At 63.2% G+C, this 21,990-nt stretch carries 17 protein-coding genes; 6 read left to right on the top strand and 11 right to left on the bottom strand.

Annotation, left to right across the window (positions count from 1 at the left end; genetic code table 11):
• Position 1: 1 nt before the first annotated feature.
• The 3 genes from RHIZ70P_RS05830 to RHIZ70P_RS05840 all read right to left on the bottom strand — a co-directional run bounded on the left by RHIZ70P_RS05830 (position 2) and on the right by RHIZ70P_RS05840 (position 3,628).
• Positions 2 to 943 carry a DMT family transporter gene (locus tag RHIZ70P_RS05830; RefSeq protein WP_115669435.1) on the bottom strand — a complete coding sequence of 314 codons (942 nt, stop codon included), beginning with the start codon at positions 941 to 943 and terminating at the stop codon, positions 2 to 4.
• Positions 944 to 1,001: 58 nt separating this feature from the next.
• Positions 1,002 to 1,673, bottom strand: a complete 672-nt coding sequence (locus RHIZ70P_RS05835) for a DsbA family oxidoreductase (RefSeq protein WP_115669436.1) — start codon at positions 1,671 to 1,673, stop codon at positions 1,002 to 1,004.
• A gap of 125 nt (positions 1,674 to 1,798) precedes the next feature.
• Positions 1,799 to 3,628 carry an extracellular solute-binding protein gene (locus RHIZ70P_RS05840; protein WP_235842154.1) on the bottom strand — a complete coding sequence of 610 codons (1,830 nt, stop codon included), beginning with the start codon at positions 3,626 to 3,628 and terminating at the stop codon, positions 1,799 to 1,801.
• Positions 3,629 to 3,893: 265 nt separating this feature from the next.
• Here RHIZ70P_RS05840 and RHIZ70P_RS05845 point away from each other — a divergent pair, with 265 nt between their 5' ends.
• Complete coding sequence (locus RHIZ70P_RS05845; protein ID WP_115669437.1) at positions 3,894 to 4,535, top strand: invasion associated locus B family protein; 642 nt, start codon at positions 3,894 to 3,896, stop codon at positions 4,533 to 4,535.
• Between the two features lie 105 nt (positions 4,536 to 4,640).
• Here RHIZ70P_RS05845 and hspQ read toward each other — a convergent pair whose 3' ends face one another.
• From hspQ to RHIZ70P_RS05865, 4 genes are all read right to left on the bottom strand, one after another.
• Positions 4,641 to 4,970: a heat shock protein HspQ gene (gene hspQ / locus RHIZ70P_RS05850; protein ID WP_115669438.1), complete on the bottom strand. Its 330-nt coding sequence runs from the start codon at positions 4,968 to 4,970 to the stop codon at positions 4,641 to 4,643.
• Between the two features lie 85 nt (positions 4,971 to 5,055).
• On the bottom strand, positions 5,056 to 5,985 hold the full coding sequence (locus RHIZ70P_RS05855) for a DMT family transporter (protein WP_115669439.1): 930 nt from the start codon (positions 5,983 to 5,985) through the stop codon (positions 5,056 to 5,058).
• A 251-nt stretch (positions 5,986 to 6,236) separates the two neighbouring features.
• A complete protein-coding gene (gene glnA / locus RHIZ70P_RS05860; RefSeq protein WP_115669440.1) occupies positions 6,237 to 7,646 on the bottom strand; it encodes a type I glutamate--ammonia ligase in 1,410 nt (469 codons plus the stop codon).
• A 63-nt stretch (positions 7,647 to 7,709) separates the two neighbouring features.
• On the bottom strand, positions 7,710 to 8,048 hold the full coding sequence (locus RHIZ70P_RS05865; RefSeq protein ID WP_015916113.1) for a P-II family nitrogen regulator: 339 nt from the start codon (positions 8,046 to 8,048) through the stop codon (positions 7,710 to 7,712).
• 344 nt (positions 8,049 to 8,392) lie between these two features.
• Between RHIZ70P_RS05865 and RHIZ70P_RS05870 the strand changes: the two genes are divergently transcribed.
• Together RHIZ70P_RS05870 and RHIZ70P_RS05875 are read left to right on the top strand one after the other, a co-directional pair.
• Positions 8,393 to 9,862 carry an NAD(P)H-hydrate dehydratase gene (locus RHIZ70P_RS05870; RefSeq protein ID WP_115669441.1) on the top strand — a complete coding sequence of 490 codons (1,470 nt, stop codon included), beginning with the start codon at positions 8,393 to 8,395 and terminating at the stop codon, positions 9,860 to 9,862.
• A gap of 71 nt (positions 9,863 to 9,933) precedes the next feature.
• On the top strand, positions 9,934 to 10,815 hold the full coding sequence (locus RHIZ70P_RS05875; RefSeq protein ID WP_115669442.1) for an EamA family transporter: 882 nt from the start codon (positions 9,934 to 9,936) through the stop codon (positions 10,813 to 10,815).
• Positions 10,816 to 10,825: 10 nt separating this feature from the next.
• Here RHIZ70P_RS05875 and RHIZ70P_RS05880 read toward each other — a convergent pair whose 3' ends face one another.
• From RHIZ70P_RS05880 to uvrA, 3 genes are all read right to left on the bottom strand, one after another.
• Complete coding sequence (locus RHIZ70P_RS05880) at positions 10,826 to 12,472, bottom strand: Na/Pi cotransporter family protein (RefSeq protein WP_115669532.1); 1,647 nt, start codon at positions 12,470 to 12,472, stop codon at positions 10,826 to 10,828.
• Positions 12,473 to 12,645: 173 nt separating this feature from the next.
• Positions 12,646 to 13,449, bottom strand: a complete 804-nt coding sequence (locus RHIZ70P_RS05885) for a DUF72 domain-containing protein (protein WP_115669443.1) — start codon at positions 13,447 to 13,449, stop codon at positions 12,646 to 12,648.
• A 723-nt stretch (positions 13,450 to 14,172) separates the two neighbouring features.
• Positions 14,173 to 17,097, bottom strand: coding sequence for an excinuclease ABC subunit UvrA (gene uvrA, locus RHIZ70P_RS05895; RefSeq protein WP_115669445.1), 2,925 nt, complete (start codon positions 17,095 to 17,097; stop codon positions 14,173 to 14,175).
• A 279-nt stretch (positions 17,098 to 17,376) separates the two neighbouring features.
• On the opposite strand from uvrA, the gene RHIZ70P_RS05900 reads away from it, so the two are divergent.
• Both RHIZ70P_RS05900 and RHIZ70P_RS05905 read left to right on the top strand, forming a co-directional pair.
• Positions 17,377 to 17,907, top strand: a complete 531-nt coding sequence (locus RHIZ70P_RS05900; RefSeq protein WP_115669446.1) for a single-stranded DNA-binding protein — start codon at positions 17,377 to 17,379, stop codon at positions 17,905 to 17,907.
• Between the two features lie 98 nt (positions 17,908 to 18,005).
• Positions 18,006 to 18,260: a hypothetical protein gene (locus RHIZ70P_RS05905; protein WP_115669447.1), complete on the top strand. Its 255-nt coding sequence runs from the start codon at positions 18,006 to 18,008 to the stop codon at positions 18,258 to 18,260.
• A 72-nt stretch (positions 18,261 to 18,332) separates the two neighbouring features.
• On the opposite strand, the gene RHIZ70P_RS05910 is transcribed toward RHIZ70P_RS05905, so the two are convergent.
• Entirely contained in the window at positions 18,333 to 18,962 is a 630-nt protein-coding gene (locus tag RHIZ70P_RS05910) for a MarC family protein (RefSeq protein ID WP_115669448.1), read from the bottom strand.
• A 190-nt stretch (positions 18,963 to 19,152) separates the two neighbouring features.
• Here RHIZ70P_RS05910 and gyrA point away from each other — a divergent pair, with 190 nt between their 5' ends.
• Positions 19,153 to 21,951 (top strand): DNA gyrase subunit A, encoded by a 2,799-nt coding sequence (gyrA, locus tag RHIZ70P_RS05915; protein ID WP_115669449.1) that lies wholly within the window; start codon positions 19,153 to 19,155, stop codon positions 21,949 to 21,951.
• Positions 21,952 to 21,990: the final 39 nt, after the last annotated feature.

A 21,990-nucleotide genomic window follows, 5' to 3' on the forward strand; every position in this document is an offset into this window, starting at 1 on the left:
CTCAGGATATGGCGGTCTCGTCTTCCGGCTTGATCGCCAGCGCCGCCTCATCCTTGCCGGCAACGGCCGGCGGCAGGGCGACGCCCTTGGTGCGTTCGCGCGACAGGGTCAGGAGACCGGACCCGACGATCAGGGCGATCCCGGCCACCATAGGCAGGTCGACCCGGTCGCCGAAGATCAGGTAGCCGAACAGGATGCCCCAGAGCATCTGGCTGTATTGGATCGGGCCGACGACGGCCGCCGGTGCGTAGAAGGCGGAATACATCAGGAGGACGTTGCCGAGTGCGCCGAGCAGGCCGTAGCCGGCGAGCAGCAGCCATTCCTCGCCCGTCGGCCAGCGGAAATCGCCGAGCATCAGCAGACCGCAGATGACGAGACCGCCGAGCAAACCGGCGCCATAGAGCGAGATGTTCTTTTCCGCCGGGCCGATGGCGCGGTAGATGACGATCGAAAGCGCTCCGCCAAGGCCGGCAAAGACCGCACCCACATGGCCGATCGACAGTTCGCGGAAACCTGGCCTTAGCACCACCAGTACGCCGAGGAAGCCGATGATGACCGCGCCCCAGCGGCGAAAACCGACCGGCTCCTTGAGGAACACCACCGACATGATGGTGACGAAGGAGGGCAGAAGGAAGATCAGGCAGAAGGCCTCGGCCATCGACAGATGGGTAAATGCGGTGACGCTGCCGATGATCCCGGCGCCGGCAGAGAAGAACCGCAGCAGCCACAGCGGGCGATTGGTGGTGGCCAGCACGTCCTGCCAGCGGTCGCCGCGCTTCATCAGGAAGGGCAGGGCGGCGATGCCGAAGACAGCGCCGAAAAAGCCGGATTCGAAGGGACTGATGCGCCCCTCGATGAGTTTCACGCAGGCATCGGAAACCGCATAGGCGGCAAAGGCTGCGAAGGCAATGAGGATGCCTCGAAGAATGGGGTCGGAGCGCACGGCGGATTGTCCTGGGAGGAAGGATATCAGCCGTGCTTACGAAGCTTCCCGCAGCGCGTCAATTGAGTTTTGCAAGCGCTTCGGATTTCATCCGGGCGATGTCGCGCAGCGCACCGGCGAGTACGTCCGGGGTCTGTGCGCCGCTCACTGCATATTGCTGGTCGAAGATCAGGAAGGGCACGCCGTTCACGCCCATCTGCCGGGCCGCCTCGATCTCGCCCTGCACTTCGGCCTTGTCCGCATCGCCGGTCAAAAGCGCTTCGACGAGCGCACGGTCGAGACCGGCGGCCTCGGCGACGTCGAGCAGCACCGTCGGATCGCCGACATTGCGGCCCTCTTCAAAATTCGCCTTGAACAGGGCGGTGACGACCCGATCCTGGATTTGGCGATCCTCGACGCCGGCCCAATGAATCAGGCGGTGGGCGTCCAACGTGTTCGGCCCGACCTTGATAGCACCGAAATCGAAGGCGATGCCGACCGCCGTGCCGAGTTCGCGCAGTTGCGCGTGGGCGCGGTCCATATTGTCCTTGCCGCCGAGCTTTTCGGCCAGTGCCTTCTGGTGGTCGACGCCCTCCGGCGGATAGTCGGGATTGAGCTGGTAGGGACGCCAGTTGACGTCCACCCCGATTTCGTCCTGGACCTCGGCAATGGCGAGGTCTAGCCGGGCCTTGCCGAGATAGCACCAGGGGCAGACGACGTCCGAGACGATGTCGATGGTGATGCGTTCCATGGTGCTTTCCTTTCCGGGCGGCTGAGGGCCGAAATGACCGTTCGCTGCCACGTAGGGGCAATCGCGGCGCATTTCAACCGGTTACCTTGGCGTAACCGCCGCAGGCAAAGGGCAGTTCGCGGGCGCTACTGCGCCCGCGTGTCCCACCAGACCGGGAGCTGGTAGCCGTAGAGCGGCGTCTTGTCCGGCCGGCCGACATGCTTCCAACGGGCGACCCACTGCTCGCCAATATGATAGAGCGGCACGACATAGTGACCGGCGACCAGCAGGCGGTCATAGGCGCGTACCGCAGCCTGGAAGTCTTCGAGGCTCCGGGCATTGGCCATAGCGTCGATCATCCGGTCGATGTCGGGATCGGCGACGCCGGCATAGTTGAAGCTACCCTGGGCGTCGCGCGACGAACCGTTCCAGCGATTGTACTGTTCGGCGCCCGGCGACAGCGACGAGGGATAGGCCTTGACGATCATGTCGTAGTCGAAGCTGTTCGAGCGCGCCTGGTACTGGGCATCATCAACCGTGCGGATGGCCATCTGGATGCCGATCAGCGCCAGCGCGCGCTGGTAGGCGATCGCCATCTTTTCCTGGTCGGCATTCTGGGTCATCACCTCAAAGACGAGCGGCTTGCCCGCCGCGTCCACCATCTTGCCTCCCTTGATCGTATAGCCGGCTTGCGCCATCAGAGTCACCGCCTGGCGCAGGATCTTGCGGTCGGCGCCAGAGCCGTCCGAAACCGGCATGGCATAGTTTCCGGCCAATATTTCCGCCGGGATCCGATCCTTGGCCGGCCCGAGCAATGCCAGTTCGCGCGCATCGGCAGCATTGCCATAGGCGCCGAGCGCCGAATTCTGCCAGAAGCTCTGGCTACGCTTGAAAGCGCCGCCATAGAGGTTCTTGTTGATCCACTCGAAATCCAGTGCCAGCGACAGTGCTTCCCGCACTCTTGGATCGGCAAAGATCGGCCGACGGGTGTTGAAGACGAAGCCGAGCATGCCCGAGGGCAGGCCGGGCTTGAAGACCTCCTTGACGACGTCACCATTGGTCGCTGCCGGGAAGTCGTAGGCACGCGCCCAGTGCCCGGAATCGCCTTCGGGATAGATATCGACGTCGCCTTTCTTGAAGGCCTCGAACAGGGTCGAATCCTGGAGGAAATAGGTGACGGAGATTTCGTCGTAATTGTCAAAGCCGATCTTCGACGGTATATCCTTGCCCCAATAGTTCGGATCGCGAGCGTAGGTGATCTTCTCGCCGGGTTTGATCGACTTGATCTTGTAGGGGCCCGATCCGACCGGGATTTCCAGCGAAGTGCGGTCGAATGTGTTCGCGTCGACGGCGTGCTTCGGCAGGATCGGCGACATGGCGAGGATCAACGGCGTCTCGCGGTTCGCGCCTTGGCCGAAGGTGAATCGGACACTATTGTCGCCGATTTTCTCCATGCTTTCCACGACCATCACCTTGCCGTCGCTGCCCGGATACCAGAGCCGGCGACTGTAGGGCGGTCTCCCCTTTTCCTGCAGCAGGTTGAACGAGAAGATCACGTCTTCGGGCGTCACGGGCTTGCCGTCGTGCCAGCGGGCCTTGGGATTGAGGTTGAACTGGATGAAGGTGCGATCTTCGTCCCATTCGACGCTCTCGGCCAGCAGACCGTAGAGCGAGAAGGGCTCGTCGCTGGAGCGCGTCATCAGTGATTCGTAGAACAGGTTGCCGTATTCCGGGTCCCATATGCCACGCGCGGTGGTGCGCATGCCTTTCAGCACGAAGGAGTTCAGGCTGTCGAAGGTGCCGACGACGCCGTAATTGATCCTGCCGCCCTTCTTCACGTTCGGATTGACGTAAGGGAAATGCTTGTAGTCCGCGCCGAGGGCCGGTTCCCCGTGCATGGCGATCCCGTGCACGGGCTCGGCCTGGGCGAGGCTGCACTGGGCGAGGAAAAGCAGGCTGAGGGCGATGCGGCGCACAAGGTATCCTTTCAGCAATGTCCGAGAATCTCGGCAAGGCTAGCATGAACACCATAATACCAACACACCACCATGCAAAAAGCCGTGTCGCTCCCGCGTACCCCCAAAGAAAGACTGGATATTCCAGACTTCGCGATGTAACAGGGTTCCGGATGCCAAGGTCATGTATTTGCCTCAATTGGACGACAGTTGACGGGCAGCACGACCGGCGAGTGTCGCGGCGTTTCAAGTGCCCGATATCGGTTTTCAGGAGACGGATCAGGTTATGATGTTCAATGCAACCAAAGCTACGCGGACGGCACTGTCTGCTCTCGTTCTGACGCTTGGCGCGGCAACCGCCCCGACGGTCGTCAGCGCCCAGGACGCCGCAGCACCGGCAACGGCCGGAACGGCCAAGTGGTTCAAGACCTGCACCAAGCAGGAAGAAGCCGATGTCTGCGTGGTGCAGAACCAGTTGGTCGCCCAGAACGGCCAGTTGATCACGGCCGTCGGCGTGATCTCCGTCGAGGGCAAGGTCAACCGCAAGATCCTGCAGGTTACCGTTCCGTCGGCCCGCCTCATTCCGCCCGGCATCATGATGCAGATCGACGGCGCCAAGGGTATGAAGCTCGATTACGCCGTCTGCCTTCCGGACCGCTGCACGGCAGAAATGCCGCTGACGGATGCCGTGATCGCCAACCTGAAGAAGGGCAATGAGGTGGTGTTCACCTCGGTCAACTTCCGCCGCGCTCCGAACCCGATCAAGATCCCGCTCGAGGGCTTCACCGGCGCCTATGACGGCGAGGCGATGTCGCAGTCACAGGCGGAAGAACGCCAGCGCCTGCTGCAGGAAGCCATGCAGAAGAAGCAGGAAGAACGCAACAAGGCGATCAATGACGCCCAGGACGCCGCCAAGCAGGGCAACTGATTGACAATTTGATAGACGAAACGCAGAGGCCCGCCGGAAACGGCGGGCCTCTTTTTCTTTCGATTTGGCTCCACCGTTAGCGGGCGCCAAGTCCCGCTCAGGTCTTCAGTGCGCGAAGATGGATTTCGGCTTGTAGCGACCCGCCTGCTCGCGCACAAAGATCTGCTGGATCTGCGGATTGCGCAGCGGCTCCTCGCTCAGGTCCTTTTCCAGATTCTGCTCCGAGACATAGGCGACGTACTCGGCTTCGTCGTTCTCGGCGAGCAGATGGTAAAAGGGCTGGTCCTTGGCGGGGCGGACTTCCGCCGGGATGGCATTCCACCAGTCCTCGCTGTTGGCGAATTCCGGGTCCACATCGAACACGACGCCACGGAACGGAAAAACCTTGTGGCGGACGACTTCCCCGATACCAAATTTTGCGGTGCGGTGTTTCATGGGCATCACTTCCTTTCCCCATGGATTTGGGGAGGGAAGTACAAAACATCAAGACCCTTCCATGCTTTCGCGTCGGCCGGCGCAGTCAGCCGGCGCGGCGGCCCGGTCCGGTCGCCAGTACAAGTCCGCCCATGACCAGGACGATGCCGACGGCATGGTATAGCTGGAACCGCTCGCCCAGGAAGACCACCGCCATGATGATCGATAGGGGCGGCATCAGATAGAGCGTCACGCCCGCCATGGCCGGGCCGAACACCCGCACGGCATGCTGGAAGCAATAGAACGCCGCAAGCGAGGCGAAGAGGATGATGCCGAGCAGCTTGGCCCAATCGCTCGTCGTGTCCGGCAGAAGTCCGCCGGTCAGAACCTCGTAGAGCGCAGGCGGAAGGAGGACGATCGTGCCCGACATCGCCAGAAGGCCGAACAGCGGCATGGGCGGCATGGCCTGCACGGCCGGATGGCGCAACAGCAGGGAATAGAGGGCAAAGGCGATCGCGGCGGCGAGAATGCCGAAGTCGCCGATGTTGAAGCGCAGGTGGAGGAGGACGCTCCACTCGCCTTTCAAGACGATGACGGCGACGCCGGCAAAGGCGACGGCCATGCCGGCCAGTTCGCTCGGCCGGATCCGGCGACCTTGAAGGAGCCATTGCAGCAGGATGATGAACAGCGACGACGTGGTATAGATCAGCGTGGCGTTCGAGGCCGTGGTCAAGGTCAGCGCCCAATAGACGAACCCGCCGCAGATCCCCATGCCGAGAATGCCGAGCACCAGCCAGATGCCGGTATGGGATCGGACGAAAGCAAGGCAGGCTTTCCGCTCGGCATAGACGAAGGGAAAGATGATGGCGGCCGAGCCCGCCCAGCGCAGCAAGGCCGTGGTGAAAGGGGCGATCTCACCGGTTATGCCTCGGCCAAAGATCAGATTGCTGGAAAAGAACACCGGCGCCAGGAAATAGAGCAGCCAGTCGAACGGGCGCGGCGCGGCCGGGGCGGGTTCGGCGTTTTCGGCGGGCATGGGTGATATGTCCTGAGAGCCGCGAGGCGGCTGGGCTTGAGTCGTCCGTTCAGCCTAGCCTCAAGGCTGCCGTGATCGCAACCGCCGCTTGCCGTTCGCGGCCGAAACTCTTCATGTTTCGAAGCATCTTTTATCTATATCTCTATGATTGAAATTGAGAACTCTCCCCTCAAGAAAAAAGCCGGCGCCTCGTCGGAGGCACCGGCTCTCGGAGTATTTGAGCGGCCCGCGGTTGCGGGCCGAGCGGCCGATCAGACCGAATAGTACATGTCGTATTCGACCGGATGCGGGGTCATTTCGAACCGCATGACTTCGGCCATCTTCAGCTCGATGAACGAGTCGATCTGGTCGTCGTCGAAGACGCCGCCGGCGGTCAGGAACTTGCGATCCTTGTCGACGCTTTCCAGCGCTTCGCGCAAGCTACCGCAGACGGTCGGGATCTTCTTCAGTTCCTTCGGCGGCAGGTCGTAGAGATCCTTGTCCATGGCCTTGCCGGGATGGATCTTGTTCTTGATGCCGTCGAGGCCGGCCATCAGCATGGCGGCAAAGGCGAGATAGGGGTTGGCGGTCGGGTCCGGGAAGCGGACTTCGACGCGCTTGGCCTTGGGGTTCGAGCCGAACGGAATGCGGCACGAGGCCGAACGGTTGCGGGCCGAATAGGCCAGCAGGACCGGCGCTTCATAACCCGGGACCAGACGCTTGTAGGAGTTGGTCGACGGGTTGGTGAAGGCATTCAGCGCCTTGGCATGCTTGATGATGCCGCCGATGAAGTAGAGGCAGGTCTCCGACAGGCCGGCATATTCGTCACCGGCGAAGGTGGGCTTGCCGTCCTTCCAGATCGACAGGTGGACGTGCATGCCCGAGCCGTTGTCGCCGAAGATCGGCTTCGGCATGAAGGTTGCCGTCTTGCCATAGGCATTGGCGACCTGGTGCACGACATACTTGTAGATCTGCATCTTGTCGGCATTGCGCACCAGCGCGTCGAACTTGATGCCAAGTTCGTGCTGGGCCGCTGCCACTTCGTGGTGGTGCTTTTCGACGACGACGCCCATTTCCGACAGGACGGTGAGCATTTCCGAGCGCATGTCCTGCAGGCTGTCGATCGGCGGAACCGGGAAATAGCCGCCCTTGACGCGCGGACGGTGGCCGAGGTTGCCCGTCTCGTAGTCAGTGTCGTCGTTCGACGGCAGTTCGGTCGAATCGAGCTTGAAGCCGGTGTTGTACGGATCGGCCTTGTACTTCACGTCGTCGAAGACGAAGAATTCGGCTTCCGGACCGACAAAAACGGTGTCGCCGATGCCAGAAGCCTTGAGATAGGCTTCGGCCTTCTTGGCGGTGCCGCGCGGGTCGCGGTTGTAGGCTTCACCGGAGACCGGGTCGAGGATGTCGCAGATGATGACCATGGTCGACTGGGCGAAGAAGGGGTCCATGTGAACCGTGTCCAGGTCGGGCATCAGAACCATGTCGGATTCGTTGATCGCCTTCCAGCCGCCAATCGAGGAGCCGTCGAACATCACGCCATCGGCGAACATGTCCTCATCGACGCAGACGACGTCCATCGTCACGTGCTGCAGCTTGCCCTTCGGGTCGGTGAAGCGCAGGTCGACGAATTTCACGTCATTGTCCTTGATCTGCTTCAAAACATCTTGTGCGGTCGTCATTATCGAATTCCTTGAGTGTGATGACGATGATGAAGTCCGGCCCCGCGCCGCGGGGCAGACCGATTAGATGGCGTCGACGCCGGTTTCGCCGGTGCGGATACGAACGACTTCCTCGACGTTCGAAACGAAGATCTTGCCATCGCCGATCCTGCCCGTCTGGGCGGCGTTGCGGATCGCGTCTATGACGGCTTCGACATTCTCGTCGGCGAGAACGACCTCGACCTTAACCTTCGGCAGGAAGTCGACCACATATTCCGCACCGCGGTACAATTCCGTGTGGCCCTTCTGCCGGCCGAAGCCCTTGGCTTCCGTGACCGTAATACCCTGCAGACCGACTTCCTGAAGGGCTTCCTTCACTTCGTCGAGCTTGAAAGGCTTAATGATCGCTTCGATCTTTTTCATGAGAAAATATATCTCCGCTTCCTTCAACATGGCGGAAAGTCCCGCTCGGCCCAATCGATGCATGTAACGTGCCAGTTATAGCCCAAACTGCGATCGAAAACGGGAAAACTTCGCATTCCCGATCCAAATCTCGCGCAAGACGGGGTGAAACGCGAGTCAAATCTCGAAAAAAATAAGAATTCCGCGCGGTTCTTTCGTCGCAGGCAATCCAAAGATTTCAGGACTGCCGCGCAATTCAGCACATTTTAGAGGCCATCTTTTGTGCAATTGCACGTATTTTGATCATCTGCTGTTCGGGCGTGCTTTGCGTTCCCCGGCGGCTCGGAATCTGCTTTGATGGAGCGATGAAAAACGATCCTGAACACTGGTTGCTTTCACCTGCCGCGATGGGACGTGTCGATCAGGCTGCCGCCCGATCCGGCATCTGGTCCTTCGGCCTCATGGAAAAGGCGGGGCAGGCGGTTGCCGCGGCTGCGCTCAGGCTCTTTCCCGAGGCATTGCGCTTCGTCGTCCTCTGCGGTCCCGGCAATAATGGCGGCGACGGCTATGTCGCGGCGCGGGCGCTCGCCGATGCCGGCGCGGAGACCGCAGTGTTCCGCCTTGACGACCCGGCCCGCCTGAAGGGCGATGCGGCCACGGCCTTTGCAGTCTGCCCAATCGCCACCGACGCGCTCGACAGCTACGAGCCACGGCCGGGCGACGCGATCATCGACGCGATCTTCGGCGCCGGCCTCGATCGCCCGGTTCCCGAGGCCGTTGCGGCGGTGATCGCCAGGGTCGATGGTGCGGACTTGCCGGTCATCGCCGTCGACTTGCCTTCGGGACTCGACGGACGAACGGGCAGGGTGCTCGGCGCGGCATTCAAAGCGCGTCATACCGTCACCTTCATGGCGCGCAAGCCCGGCCACGTCCTGATGCCCGGCCGCCGCCTGTGCGGCGGCCTCGAGGTCTACGACATCGGCATTCCGCAGCGGATCGTGGAGTCCGAAGCCGGACCGGGGGGGCTGAACTCACCCGCCGCCTGGGAGCGGCTTCTGCCGAAACCCGAGGCCCAGACCCACAAGTTTCTCCGCGGTCACCTGACGGTCTTTTCAGGACCGGCGACTGCAACAGGAGCCGCCCGGCTTTCCGCCGCGGCGGGCCTGAGGGCTGGCGCGGGCCTCGTCACCATCGCATCGCCGAGAAATGCCCTTGAGGCCAATGCATCACAGCTGACCGCCGTGATGCTTAAGCCAGTGGATGATCACGCCGCCCTTGCCGCCTATCTCGAGGATCCGCGCCACAGTACCTTCGTGCTCGGACCCGGCTTCGGCGTCGGCGCGAAGGCGCGCGGTTTCGCCCTGGCACTCAGGGATCGCCGCCTCGTGCTCGATGCGGACGGCATCACATCGTTTCGCGACGATCCGTCTGTCTTGTTCGCGGCGTTTTCGTCGGGGGAGACGCGGCTGGTGCTGACGCCGCACGAGGGCGAGTTCGCCCGGCTCTTCCCGGATGTCGCGGACGAAAAGACGCTCAGCAAGATCGACATGGCGCTTGCCGCCGCCGCGCGATCCCATGCGGTCGTCGTCTACAAGGGACCCGACACCGTGATTGCGGCGCCGGATGGCCGGGCGCTGGTCAACACCAATGCGCCGCCATCGCTCGCGACCGCCGGCTCCGGCGACGTGCTTGCCGGCATCATCGGCGGGTTGCTGGCGCAGGGCATGCCGGCCTTCGAGGCGGCGGCTGCCGCGGTGTGGCACCATGGCAGGGCCGGCAGCGGGGCGGGCAGGGGCCTCACCGCCGAAGGACTCATCAATCATATTGAACTGTGAGATAACGACTATTCGCTTCCTACGGCAGCGCCCGGCATAGTATCGCTGCGGCAAACCTCAGGGAGAATCGCGTGAAACCCGTTCATGTTCTGCTGCTGGTGCTGGTCGCGGCACTCTGGGGCTTCAACTTCGTCGTCATCAAGCTCGGGCTGGACAATTTCCCGCCCTTGCTGTTCTCGGCCCTGCGCTTCTTCTTCGCCGCGGTGCCGCTCGTCTTCTTCATTCCCAAGCCCTACGTGTCGTGGCGGATCATCATCGGCATCGGCATCATGCTGGGCGTGGTGAAGTTCTCCTTCCTGTTCATCGGCATGGATGTCGGCGTGCCGCCGGGCCTTGCCTCGCTGCTCCTGCAGTCACAGGCCTTCTTCACCGTGCTTCTCGCCTTCCTGGTCTTCGGCGCGAAGCCGAGGCCGCTGCAGATGGCCGGCATGGCGGTCGCCTTTACCGGCATCGCGCTCATCGCCTCCTCGATCGACGGCGACTTCACCGTGACCGGTCTGGCGCTGGTCCTTGCCGCGGCGGTCGCCTGGGCCTCATCGAACATGCTGATGAAGAAGGCCGGCAATGTGCCGATGCTCAACCTGATGGTCTGGGTCAGCCTCGTTCCGCCGATCCCGCTGCTGGTCATTTCGGCGCTGTTCGAGGGCTGGGACCGCGATCTCGCCGCCATCGCCAACATCAACCTGGCGGGCGCCGGCGCGGTGCTGTTCGTCGCCTATGTCGCGACCATCTTCGGCTTCGCCATCTGGGGCGCGATGATCAGCCGCTACGGGGTTTCGACCGTCGCGCCGTTCTCGCTTCTCGTGCCGGTGTTCGGCATGTCGTCCGCGGCCCTTTTGCTCGGCGAGGCTTTCGGCCCGTTGAGAATCGTCGCCGCCGTGCTGATCGTGATCGGTCTGGTGATGAACGTCTTCAACCCGCAATGGTTCGGCCGCAAGCCAGCGGCCGCCTGACGATCCGGCCTTAAAGCAGCCGGCTGCGACGCAGCATGCCCTCGTCCTCGAGCAGCGGGTAGCCGATCGAGGCGAAGAGGGAATTGATCTCCTTGAGGTCGCGCATCGTGTCGATATGCAGCGAGCTCGACTCGAAGCTCGCGGCATTACCGTTGCGCAGACGCTGCATATGCTGCTCCTCGCTCACCCGCACCAGATTGCGCACCGCCTCCTTGCGCGCCACGAGCTGGCGGGCGTGCTCGACGTCGCGATTGACCAGCAGATTGAAGGCGAGGCGCGCATTCTTCACCACCTCGTTGTGCATGGCCGTGAGTTCCGCCCAGCCCTCGGGCGAGAAGGCGGCGTTGCGGTCGTGCTTCTTGCGGGCCCGGTTCAGCATGTTCTGCGAGATGATGTCGGCGGCCTGCTCGATCTTGATGGTCGTGCCGAGCAGCGCCTGGCACTGCGCCGCCGATGCCTCGTCGAGCGCGCTTTCCGATATGCGGGCCAGATAGAACTTGATGTCACGGTGGATCGCGTCGATCTCGTCGTCCAGCGCCTCGATCCGCTGCATCTTCTTCGGGTCCCATTTCTCGTAGAGCTCGAAGATCCAGTTGAGCATGACCTCGGTTTTCTCGCAGACTGTCAGAACCTCGCGCGTCGCATTGCTGATCGCCTGGCGCGGATTGGCAAGGTCGGCCGCATTGAGCACGGAGAGGCGAACCGGCGCCGTCGCGTCCGGCGCTGGCCCGGCAAGGACCGCCTCCAGCGCCCGTGCGACGATGCCGCTGAACGGCAGGCCGAAGATCAGCACCGCGCAATTGATCGCCAGATGGATCATCACCACGGCGTCGCCCGGCTGGGCGGCAAAGAGCAGGGGATCGAGGCCGACAGCGAACTGCAGGGCAAGCGCCGCCACCGTGCCGAGACCGCGGATGACGACATTGCCGAGCGGCACGATGCGGGCGCCGGCCTCGGCATTCTTGGTGAGGATCGCGCCGATGACGGCCGCGCCAAAATTCGCGCCGAGCACGAGCGGGATGATGAGGGCCGGCGGCAGCAAATGACGGTCGGCAAGCGAGGCGAACAGCAGGATGGTCGCGACGCTCGAATGGAAGGCCCAGGCGAGCATGGCGGACAGCAGGAAGGCGGTGATCCAGTCGCGCGACAGGTAGTTGAACACCAAAGGCAGGATCTCGCTCGAGCGCAGCGGATCCGACGCCTCGCCGATCAGCCGCAGCGACAGCAGCAGCAGGCCGAGGCCGAAGAGGATGCGGCCGGCCTGGCGCCAGTTGCGTTGTTCCGAGGCGCGGAAGGCGATGGTACCCATCAGCAGCAGGACCGGGATCAGCAGAGACAGGTCATAGCGCAGGATGCGCACGACGAAGGCCGAGCCGACATCGGCGCCGAGCAGGGTGGCGACCCCGATGCCGGAGGAGACATACCCGCCGGCGACGAAGGACGAGACGATCAGGGCGACGGCGGTGGCGCTCTGCAGCACGATGGCGAAGAAGAAGCCGCCAAGCGCGGCCGAGAAGCGATTGCTGACAGCGAGCCTCAGCCGCTCCTTGAGCAGATTGCCATAGGCGCGCTCGATGCCGGTGCGAACCATGCGGGTGGCCCAGAGCAGCAGAGCGACGGCCCCGGCCAGATTGATGAAGACGACGATCCCTGACATGCGGCATTCCCGGAGCAAATGGGCCGAATCGCATGCGACGGCATGCACCGGCAAAGCTGGTGAGCCTTGGCCGAATCCACGTCGAATGCGCCCGGCCAAGCGACAGACGCTAGTCCAGAATCGTCATTGTCACAACTTGATGCGCATGCCGGCTCGGGCGGCGGCAGGCGCCCTTAGGCGACCGCCTTCTGCAGGGCGCGCGCGCCGTTCGGCGCATTGACCTTGCCGCCCGAAATGAAGAAGGCGAAGACGTCGCGCGGTGCCTTTTCGACGGTCCGATCCGGGGCGATCGCCGGTAGGTCGTCCGGCACCCCGCCGCCAGCATAGGTTTTCAGCCGGCCGGCCCAGGCGTCGATGTCCTTCGGCGGATAGCAGCTCGGAATGTCGTCCTCGCCCTTCTGCAGCCGGGCATAGACGAAGTCGGTCGTCGGGTCGGCGAACATCGGATAATCGTGATGATCGGCGCAGACCGCCGCCACGCCGTATTTCGCCAGAAGGCTTACGAATTCCGGCACCTGGAAGGTGTCATGCCGCGGCTCGACCACGTGGCGAAGGGCAATGCCGTCCTGGCTCTTCGGCAGGAGCGCGAGGAAGGCCTCGAAATCGTCCGGCTCGAACTTCTTGGTTGCCATGAACTGCCAGAGGATCGGACCGAGATGCGCTCCAAGCTCGGTAATGCCCTGGGTCAGGAACTTCTCGACGGACGGCCCGGCCTCGGCGAGCACCTTGCGGTTGGTGCAGAAGCGGCTGGCCTTCAGCGAGAAGACGAAATTTTCCGGCACGTCCGCCGCCCATTTGGCGAAGGTCGCCGGCTTCTGGCTCGAATAGTAGGTGCCGTTGACCTCGATCGCCGTCAGCGCGCGGCTGGCGAATTCCAGCTGCCGCTTCTTGGCGAGCGTTTCCGGATAGAAAGTGCCTTCCCAGGGGTCGAAGGTCCAGCCGCCGATGCCGGTGCGGATTGTGCCGGATTGGGTCATGAAGTTATCCTCATTTTGCGGTTCTAACGCTCAATCGGTTCCTGCGGATTATCGCCGAAACCAAGGGCAGGGCCTTCGTCGCCACTTTCGGGTACCAGCCGGAAAACTCTCGCCTCCTGCAGCGCGCCGCGGATATTGCCCGCTCGTAGCGCGCGGCGCACCCGATCGAGCTTGGCAATCTAGGCGTGCCCCATCGCCGCTCCCCACTCACCGACGTCCTCCAGTTCGACGGGAACCTCTGCGAGGTGTTCTCCCTCGCGAATGAGCTGCAATGATCTATGGGTCATCGCTGACGCCTCCGTGTGAAACTCGCGTCCCCACGCTGTGGATCGGGACGATAGGCGGCGGCAATCGACGGATCGTACTGCCCGATTGGGATCATCGGTCCTCCGTCGACGACAGTCGAGCGGATCCCAAGAGCCCAGAAAGCCGTCGGTGAATGCGATCCAGGAGTGTGAATCGATGGAGCCGATAGAGGACCCCGGAATCCGACTTGAACCCGATCTGAGCCGGTCGGACTTTGTTTGATCGACGATCAAGCCATGCTTCAAATTCGCTGGCCGTCTTCAAGTCATCCAGAACAACCGTCATTTTGTAGACCGGCAGCTGGCCAGCCTTCCTTCCATGAAAACGCACGATCCCCGGCCTTCCGCTTCGGCAAAGGAAAGCGTGAACCGCCTGCGGATCCTCGGAGTAGAAGTGGAAGGTGGTATTCGCCATCGCTCACTCCGCCGCCTGGGGCTTCTTCAGCGGTCGCCGTTCCAGCAACTCCTTGAGGAACTGGCCCGTATAGGACTTCTCGACCTTGACGATGTCCTCCGGCGTGCCCTCGGCGACGATCATGCCGCCGCCGTCGCCACCTTCGGGGCCGAAGTCAAGGATCCAGTCGGCGGTCTTGATAACTTCCAGATTGTGCTCGATGACCACTACCGAATTGCCCTGGTTGACCAGTTCCTGCAGCATTTCCAGAAGCTTGGCGACGTCGTGGAAATGCAGGCCGGTGGTCGGCTCGTCGAGGATGTAGAGCGTGCGGCCGGTCGATTTCTTCGACAGTTCCTTGGCCAGCTTGACGCGCTGCGCCTCGCCGCCCGACAGCGTGTTGGCCTGCTGGCCGACCTTGATATAACCGAGCCCGACGTCGAACAGCGCCTGCAGCTTATCACGCACCGCCGGCACGGCGGAGAAGAAGTCGACGCCTTCCTCGACCGTCATGTCCAGCACGTCGGCGATCGACTTGCCCTTGAAGGTGACGTCGAGGGTCTCGCGGTTGTAGCGCTTGCCGTGGCAGACGTCGCAGGTAACGTAGACGTCGGGCAGGAAATGCATCTCGATCTTGATCACGCCGTCGCCCTGGCAGGCCTCGCAGCGGCCGCCCTTGACGTTGAACGAGAAGCGGCCCGGCTGGTAGCCGCGGGCCTTGGCTTCCGGCAGGCCGGCGAACCAGTCGCGGATCGGGGTGAACGCGCCGGTATAGGTCGCCGGGTTGGAGCGCGGCGTGCGGCCGATCGGCGACTGGTCGATGTCGATCACCTTGTCGATGAATTCGAAGCCGTCGATGCGGTCGTGCTCGGCCGGGTTTTCGCGTGCGCCCATGACGCGCCGGGCGGCCGCCTTGTAGAGCGTTTCGATGAGGAAGGTCGACTTGCCGCCGCCCGACACGCCGGTGACGGCGGTGAACACGCCGAGCGGGATGGCGGCGGTGACGTTCTTCAGGTTGTTGCCACGCGCGCCGACGACCTTGACCTGCTGACCCTTCTTCGGCTTGCGGCGCTCGGAGGGTACGGCGACGCCGAGCTCGCCGGTCAAATATTTGCCGGTCAGCGATTTCGGATGGGCCATGATGTCCTGCGGCGAGCCCTGGGCGATCACCTCGCCGCCATGGATGCCGGCCGCGGGGCCGATGTCGACCACGTAGTCGGCGGTCAGGATCGCGTCCTCGTCATGCTCTACGACGATCACCGTATTGCCGATGTCGCGCAGGTGTTTCAGCGTATCGAGCAGGCGGGCATTGTCGCGCTGGTGCAGGCCGATCGACGGCTCGTCGAGCACGTAGAGCACGCCGGTTAGCCCCGAACCGATTTGCGAGGCGAGCCGGATGCGCTGGCTCTCGCCGCCCGACAGCGTGCCGGAATTGCGCGACAGGCTCAGATAGTCGAGGCCGACATCGTTGAGGAAGGCGAGGCGCTCGCGGATCTCTTTGAGGATGCGTACGGCGATTTCGTTCTGCTTGACCGTCAGCTTTTCCGGCAGGTCGACGAACCAGTTGCGCGCCACCCGGATCGACATCTCGGTCACCTGGCCGATATGCAGGCCGTTGACCTTGACCGCCAGCGCCTCGGGCTTCAGGCGGAAACCGTTGCAGGACGGGCAGGGGGCCGCCGACATGTAACGCTCGATCTCCTCCCGAGCCCAGGCGCTGTCGGTTTCCTTCCAGCGGCGCTCGAGGTTCGGCACGATGCCCTCGAAGGTCTTCGTCGTGGTGTAGGAGCGCGCGCCGTCGGCATAATGGAAGTCGATCTTCTCCTCGGTGCCGTAAAGGATCGCCTTCTGCGCGGCTTCCTTGAGATCGGACCACTTGCTCGAAAGCTTGAAGCCGAAGGCCTTGCCGAGCGCTTCGAGCGTCTGGTCGTAATAGGGCGAGGAGGATTTCGCCCAGGGGGCGATCGCGCCGTCGTTCAGCCGGCGCTGGCTTTCCGGCACGATCAGCGCGGTGTCGATCTTCTGCTGGAAGCCCAGGCCGTCGCAGGTCGGGCAGGCGCCGAAGGGATTGTTGAAGGAGAACAGCCGCGGCTCGATCTCCGGAATGGTGAAGCCGGAAACCGGGCAGGCGAACTTTTCCGAAAACAGCACGTGCTCATGCGTGTCGTTGAGCGACTTGTTGGCACTGCCGCCGGCGGCCGTCTCTTCGGGCGGCAGCGGCTTGTCGGCAAATTCGGCGATCGCCAGCCCGTCGGAGAGAACGTGAAGGCAGGTCTCGAGACTGTCGGCCAGCCGGCTTGCAATGTCGGGCCTGACCACGATGCGGTCGACGACCACGTCGATGTCGTGCTTGAACTTCTTGTCCAGCACCGGCGCCTCGGCGATCTCGTAGAACTGGCCGTCGATCTTGACGCGCTGGAAACCCTTCTTCATCAGGTCCGCCAGTTCCTTCTTGTACTCGCCCTTCCGGCCGCGCGCGATCGGCGCCAGGATGTAGAGGCGGGTGCCTTCCTCGAAGGCGAGGATGCGGTCGACCATCTGGGAAACCGTCTGGCTCTCGATGGGAAGGCCGGTCGCCGGCGAATAGGGCACACCGACGCGGGCAAACAGCAGGCGCATGTAGTCGTAGATCTCGGTGACCGTGCCGACCGTCGAGCGCGGATTGCGCGAGGTGGTCTTCTGCTCGATCGAGATCGCCGGGGACAGACCGTCGATCTGGTCCACATCCGGCTTCTGCATCATTTCGAGGAACTGCCGGGCATAGGCCGACAGGCTCTCGACATAGCGGCGCTGGCCTTCCGCATAGATGGTGTCGAAGGCGAGCGAGGATTTGCCCGAGCCGGACAGGCCGGTCATGACGATCAGCGAATTGCGCGGCAGATCGAGGTCGATGCCCTTGAGATTGTGCTCGCGCGCACCGCGGATGGAGATATGCTTCAAATCGCTCATGTGGACTGGTCTCGACTGGACAAAGCTCTGCAGGGAGGGCACTCGGGAGGAGAGCTCTCCTTATTTAGTGACGCCCGCGCCCCTGTCGAGCGGCGCGGATGGATTAAGGGGCGGTAAAATGATTCTATTGACAGTATCCTAGTGCATTACTGGAACAAATAAAGAACATTTTCGTTGTGGATTAACCCCGATCGCCGCCCAACCGCAAGACGGTTTGGTTTAAGGTGGGCGGATTTCTCTGTTTCGGAGCCGCATGATGGCGGCAGCAAGGTGAGTATTATGGCTGGCAGCGTCAACAAGGTAATTTTGATAGGCAATCTTGGCGCGGACCCGGAAATCCGCAGGACCCAGGACGGCCGTCCGATCGCCAACCTGCGCATCGCGACGTCGGAAAGCTGGCGCGACAAGAACACCGGCGAGCGCAAGGAAAAGACCGAGTGGCACACCGTGGTGATCTTCAATGAAGGTCTCTGCAAGGTTGCCGAGCAGTATCTGAAGAAGGGCTCGACCGTCTATGTCGAGGGCCAGTTGCAGACCCGCAAATGGCAGGACCAGAGCGGCCAGGACCGCTACTCGACGGAAGTCGTGCTGCAGGGCTTCAACGGCAACCTGACCATGCTCGGCGGTCGTGGCGATGGTGCCGGCGCCTCGCGCGGCGGCAGCGACTTCGGCGGCGGCTATAGCGGCGGTGGCGACGATTACGGCACACCGGCACCCCAGCGCGGCGGCGGCGGCCAGCAGCGGGGCGGCGCCAGCGCTCCCCCGTCGGGCGGCTTCTCCCGCGACCTCGACGACGACATCCCGTTCTGATTTCTGGCGGCGCTTCGGCGCCGCTTTTTTCTTGTGGGCTTTCGGCGGGAAGCCGGGCCCGATCTGCATGTTTTTGAGGGACACTAGGGGGTATCGCGATGGAAGAGACGAAACCGCAAGCCGGGCCGGCCACCTGGCGCATCATCCTGGCCTTTTTGCTGGATTTCTTTACCGCCTTCTTCGTGCTCGGGTTCGCCGTCGCATCGGTGACGGGTGGGCGGACGGAGGAGGGGTTTCAATTGAACGGGTTGCCGGCGCTGGTCCTGTTCGCTCTGATCATCGCCTATTTCATCGTCTTCAACCGCTTCCTCGGCGGCACGATCTGGAAGCGCATCCTGAAGGCGCAGCGATAAGGGTTGCAGCCTGGCGGTCGCCTGTGCCCGGGAACCGCCGGGGCGCAGGTCCGCGCTCGGGGCTGGACGGCCTCAGGCGCCGAAGGCCGATTTCACGCCGTCGACCACGAACTGCACCGAAAGGGCGGCGAGCAGCACGCCAAGCAGGCGGGTGAGCAGCGCCCGACCGGTGACGCCGAGGAAGCGGTTCAGCCGCTCGGCGAGGATCAGCGCGGCAAAGACCAGTGCCAGGCAGACGGCGATGACGGAGATCAGTTGCACCTTGCCGGCGACGCCGTCCATGGTGCCGGCGATCAGCACGGTGGCGGAGATCGCGCCCGGCCCGGCGATCAGCGGAATGGCGAGCGGGAAGACGGCCAGATTGTGAATGTGGTCCTTGGTGATCGCCGCGTCCGTGGTCTTTTCCTTGCGCTCGTTGCGCTTTTCAAAAATCATCTCGAACGAGATGACGAACAGCATCAGCCCGCCGGCAATGCGAAAGGCGCCCATGGAAATGCCGAGCGCCCCGAGAATGCCGGCGCCGAACAGGGCAAAGACGGCGAGGATGGCAAAGGCGATCAGGGAGCCGCGCACGGCGACCTGGCGGCGCTCGCCACGGTTCATGCCCTGCGTCAGTCCGAGGAACAGGGGGGCCAGCCCCGGCGGGTCGACGGTGACCAGCAGCGTGGTGAAGGCGTTGATCATCGCATCGGTGCCGGCCATGGTTTTCTCCCGCTTTTCGCAAGCATTTAAATGCCAGCGGCAGGCCGTTGGCAAGTTCTTGATCGGCCAGCCTTTCCCCCGCCCCAAAAGGCTGTTTATAACCAGCGGACGAGTCCGGCCGAAATTGGCGCTTTCCAGCCCTTTCGGCTATAAACTTCGCAGTGATTCCGAACAGAGATCGTGACCTGATTTGACTGAGCAAAACACTCCCGGCGGCGGCAAGTACCCGCAAGGCATCGAGCCGATTTCCATCACGGAGGAAATGCAGCGGTCGTATCTCGATTACGCGATGAGCGTCATCGTGAGCCGCGCGCTTCCCGACGTCCGCGACGGTCTGAAGCCCGTACACCGGCGCATTCTCTTCTCGATGAGCGAGATGGGGATCGACTGGAACAAGAAATACGTGAAGTCGGCGCGCGTCACCGGTGACGTGATGGGTAAATACCATCCGCACGGTGATTCCGCGATCTACGACGCGCTCGCCCGCATGGCGCAGGATTGGTCGCTGCGTCTGCCGCTGATCGACGGCCAGGGCAATTTCGGTTCGGTCGATGGCGACCCGCCGGCCGCCCAGCGTTACACGGAATGCCGCTTGGAGAAGGTGGCACATTCGCTACTCGACGACCTCGACAAGGAAACCGTCGACTTCCGTGAGAACTATGACGGCACCATGCAGGAACCGTCCGTCGTTCCGGCCCGCTTCCCCAACCTTTTGGTCAACGGCGCCGGCGGCATCGCGGTCGGCATGGCGACCAATATCCCGCCGCACAACCTGACCGAAGTGATCGACGGCTGCATCGCGCTGATCGACGATCCGGCAATCGAGCTTTCCGTCCTGATGCAGATCATCCCGGGTCCGGACTTCCCGACCGGCGCGATGATCCTCGGCCGCTCCGGCATCCGCTCGGCCTACGAGACCGGCCGCGGCTCCGTCATCATGCGTGGCGTCGCCCGCATCGAGCCGATGCGCGGCGATCGCGAGCAGATCATCATCTCCGAGATCCCCTATCAGGTGAACAAGGCGACGATGATCGAGAAGATGGCCGAACTGGTGCGCGAGAAGCGCATCGAGGGCATTTCCGATCTGCGCGACGAGTCCGACCGTGACGGCTATCGCGTGGTGATCGAATTGAAGCGCGACGCCAATGCCGACGTGATTCTCAACCAGCTCTATCGCTACACCCCGCTGCAGACCTCCTTCGGCTGCAACATGGTGGCGCTCAACGGTGGCAAGCCGGAGCAGCTCAGCCTGCTCGACATGCTGCGCGCCTTCATCACCTTCCGCGAGGAAGTGGTAAGCCGCCGCACCAAGTACCTGCTGCGCAAGTCGCGCGAGCGCGCCCACGTCCTGGTTGGCCTCGCGATCGCCGTCGCCAATATCGACGAGGTCATCAACCTCATCCGCCGCGCGCCAGATCCGGCCACGGCGCGCGAACAGTTGATGGAGCGCCGCTGGCCGGCGCATGACGTCGAGGCGCTGATCCAGCTGATCGACGACCCGCGCCACCGCATCAACGAGGACCGCACCTACAATCTCTCGGAAGAGCAGGCGCGAGCCATCCTTGAGCTGCGCCTTGCCCGCTTGACCGCCCTTGGCCGCGACGAAATCGACGAGGAACTGAACAAGATCGGCGCCGAGATCAGCGACTATCTCGACATCCTGTCGTCGCGCCTGCGCATCCAGACGATCGTCAAGGACGAACTGGCCGCGGTGCGCGACGAGTTCGGCACGCCGCGCCGCACGGTGATCATCGAAGGCGGTCCGGACATGGACGACGAGGATCTGATCGCCCGCGAGGACATGGTCGTCACCGTTTCGCATGCTGGCTATATCAAGCGCGTGCCGCTCGCCACCTACCGCGCCCAGCGTCGCGGCGGCAAGGGCCGCTCCGGCATGGCGATGAAGGACGAGGATTTCGCGACCCGCCTGTTCGTCGCCAATACGCACACGCCGGTGCTGTTCTTCTCCTCGCGCGGCATCGTCTACAAGGAAAAGGTCTGGCGCCTGCCGATCGGCACGCCGACCTCGCGCGGCAAGGCGCTGATCAACATGCTGCCGCTGGAGCCCGGCGAACGCATCACGACGATCATGCCATTGCCGGAGGACGAAAAGAGCTGGGACAATCTCGACGTCATGTTCGCGACGACCCGCGGCACCGTGCGCCGCAACAAGCTCTCCGACTTCGTCCAGGTCAACCGCAACGGCAAGATCGCCATGAAGCTCGAGGACGAGGGTGACGAAATCCTCTCGGTCGAGACCTGCACCGATCGTGACGACGTGCTGATGACAACAGCGCTCGGCCAGGCGATCCGCTTCCCCGTCGACGACGTGCGCGTCTTTGCCGGCCGCAACTCGATCGGCGTGCGCGGCATCTCGCTTGCCGACGGCGACCGCATCATCTCCATGACCATTCTCGGCCATGTCGATGCCGACGCCTCGGAACGTGCCGCCTATCTCAAGCGCTCCGCCAGCGAGCGACGCGCCATGGGCGTCGAGGAAGAGGACATTGCGCTGGTCGGCGAGGAAGTCGGCGAGGTCGGCGATCTGACCGAGGAGCGCTACCAGGAGCTCAAGGCGCGCGAGCAGTTCGTGCTCACCGTCTCCGAGCGCGGCTATGGCAAGCGGTCATCATCCTACGACTTCCGCATCTCGGGCCGCGGCGGCAAGGGTATCCGCGCCACCGACACCTCGAAGACTGCGGAAATCGGCGAACTGGTCGCCGCCTTCCCGGTCGAGGACAAGGACCAGATCATGCTCGTGTCCGACGGCGGCCAGCTGATCCGCGTCCCGGTCGACGGCATCCGTTTCGCCAGCCGTGCAACGAAGGGCGTCACCATCTTCTCGACCGCCAAGGACGAGAAGGTCGTGTCTGTCGAGCGCATCAACGAGCCGGAAGGCGATGAGGAGGGCGATCTCGAGGCGCTGGCCGGAGACGCGAGCGCGCCGGATGTCGCCGAGCCGCCCGCAGCCGACGACGTACAGGAATGACAGAAGGCCCGCCGGAAACGGCGGGCCTCTTCATTATAA

It is taken from the genome of Paenirhizobium selenitireducens ATCC BAA-1503 (genome assembly GCF_900492185.1).
GTDB classification, from domain to species: domain Bacteria; phylum Pseudomonadota; class Alphaproteobacteria; order Rhizobiales; family Rhizobiaceae; genus Allorhizobium; species Allorhizobium selenitireducens_A.

Bases quoted from the DNA above. Each gene is read 5' to 3' on its own strand.
- RHIZ70P_RS05835 (WP_115669436.1), bottom strand. From the start codon at position 1,673: ATGGAACGCATCACCATCGACATCGTCTCGGACGTCGTCTGCCCCTGG.
- RHIZ70P_RS05845 (WP_115669437.1), top strand. From the start codon at position 3,894: ATGATGTTCAATGCAACCAAAGCTACGCGGACGGCACTGTCTGCTCTC.
- hspQ (WP_115669438.1), bottom strand. From the start codon at position 4,970: ATGAAACACCGCACCGCAAAATTTGGTATCGGGGAAGTCGTCCGCCAC.
- RHIZ70P_RS05855 (WP_115669439.1), bottom strand. From the start codon at position 5,985: ATGCCCGCCGAAAACGCCGAACCCGCCCCGGCCGCGCCGCGCCCGTTC.
- glnA (WP_115669440.1), bottom strand. From the start codon at position 7,646: ATGACGACCGCACAAGATGTTTTGAAGCAGATCAAGGACAATGACGTG.
- RHIZ70P_RS05865 (WP_015916113.1), bottom strand. From the start codon at position 8,048: ATGAAAAAGATCGAAGCGATCATTAAGCCTTTCAAGCTCGACGAAGTG.
- RHIZ70P_RS05870 (WP_115669441.1), top strand. From the start codon at position 8,393: ATGAAAAACGATCCTGAACACTGGTTGCTTTCACCTGCCGCGATGGGA.
- RHIZ70P_RS05880 (WP_115669532.1), bottom strand. From the start codon at position 12,472: ATGTCAGGGATCGTCGTCTTCATCAATCTGGCCGGGGCCGTCGCTCTG.
- RHIZ70P_RS05885 (WP_115669443.1), bottom strand. From the start codon at position 13,449: ATGACCCAATCCGGCACAATCCGCACCGGCATCGGCGGCTGGACCTTC.
- uvrA (WP_115669445.1), bottom strand. From the start codon at position 17,097: ATGAGCGATTTGAAGCATATCTCCATCCGCGGTGCGCGCGAGCACAAT.
- RHIZ70P_RS05900 (WP_115669446.1), top strand. From the start codon at position 17,377: ATGGCTGGCAGCGTCAACAAGGTAATTTTGATAGGCAATCTTGGCGCG.
- RHIZ70P_RS05905 (WP_115669447.1), top strand. From the start codon at position 18,006: ATGGAAGAGACGAAACCGCAAGCCGGGCCGGCCACCTGGCGCATCATC.
- RHIZ70P_RS05910 (WP_115669448.1), bottom strand. From the start codon at position 18,962: ATGGCCGGCACCGATGCGATGATCAACGCCTTCACCACGCTGCTGGTC.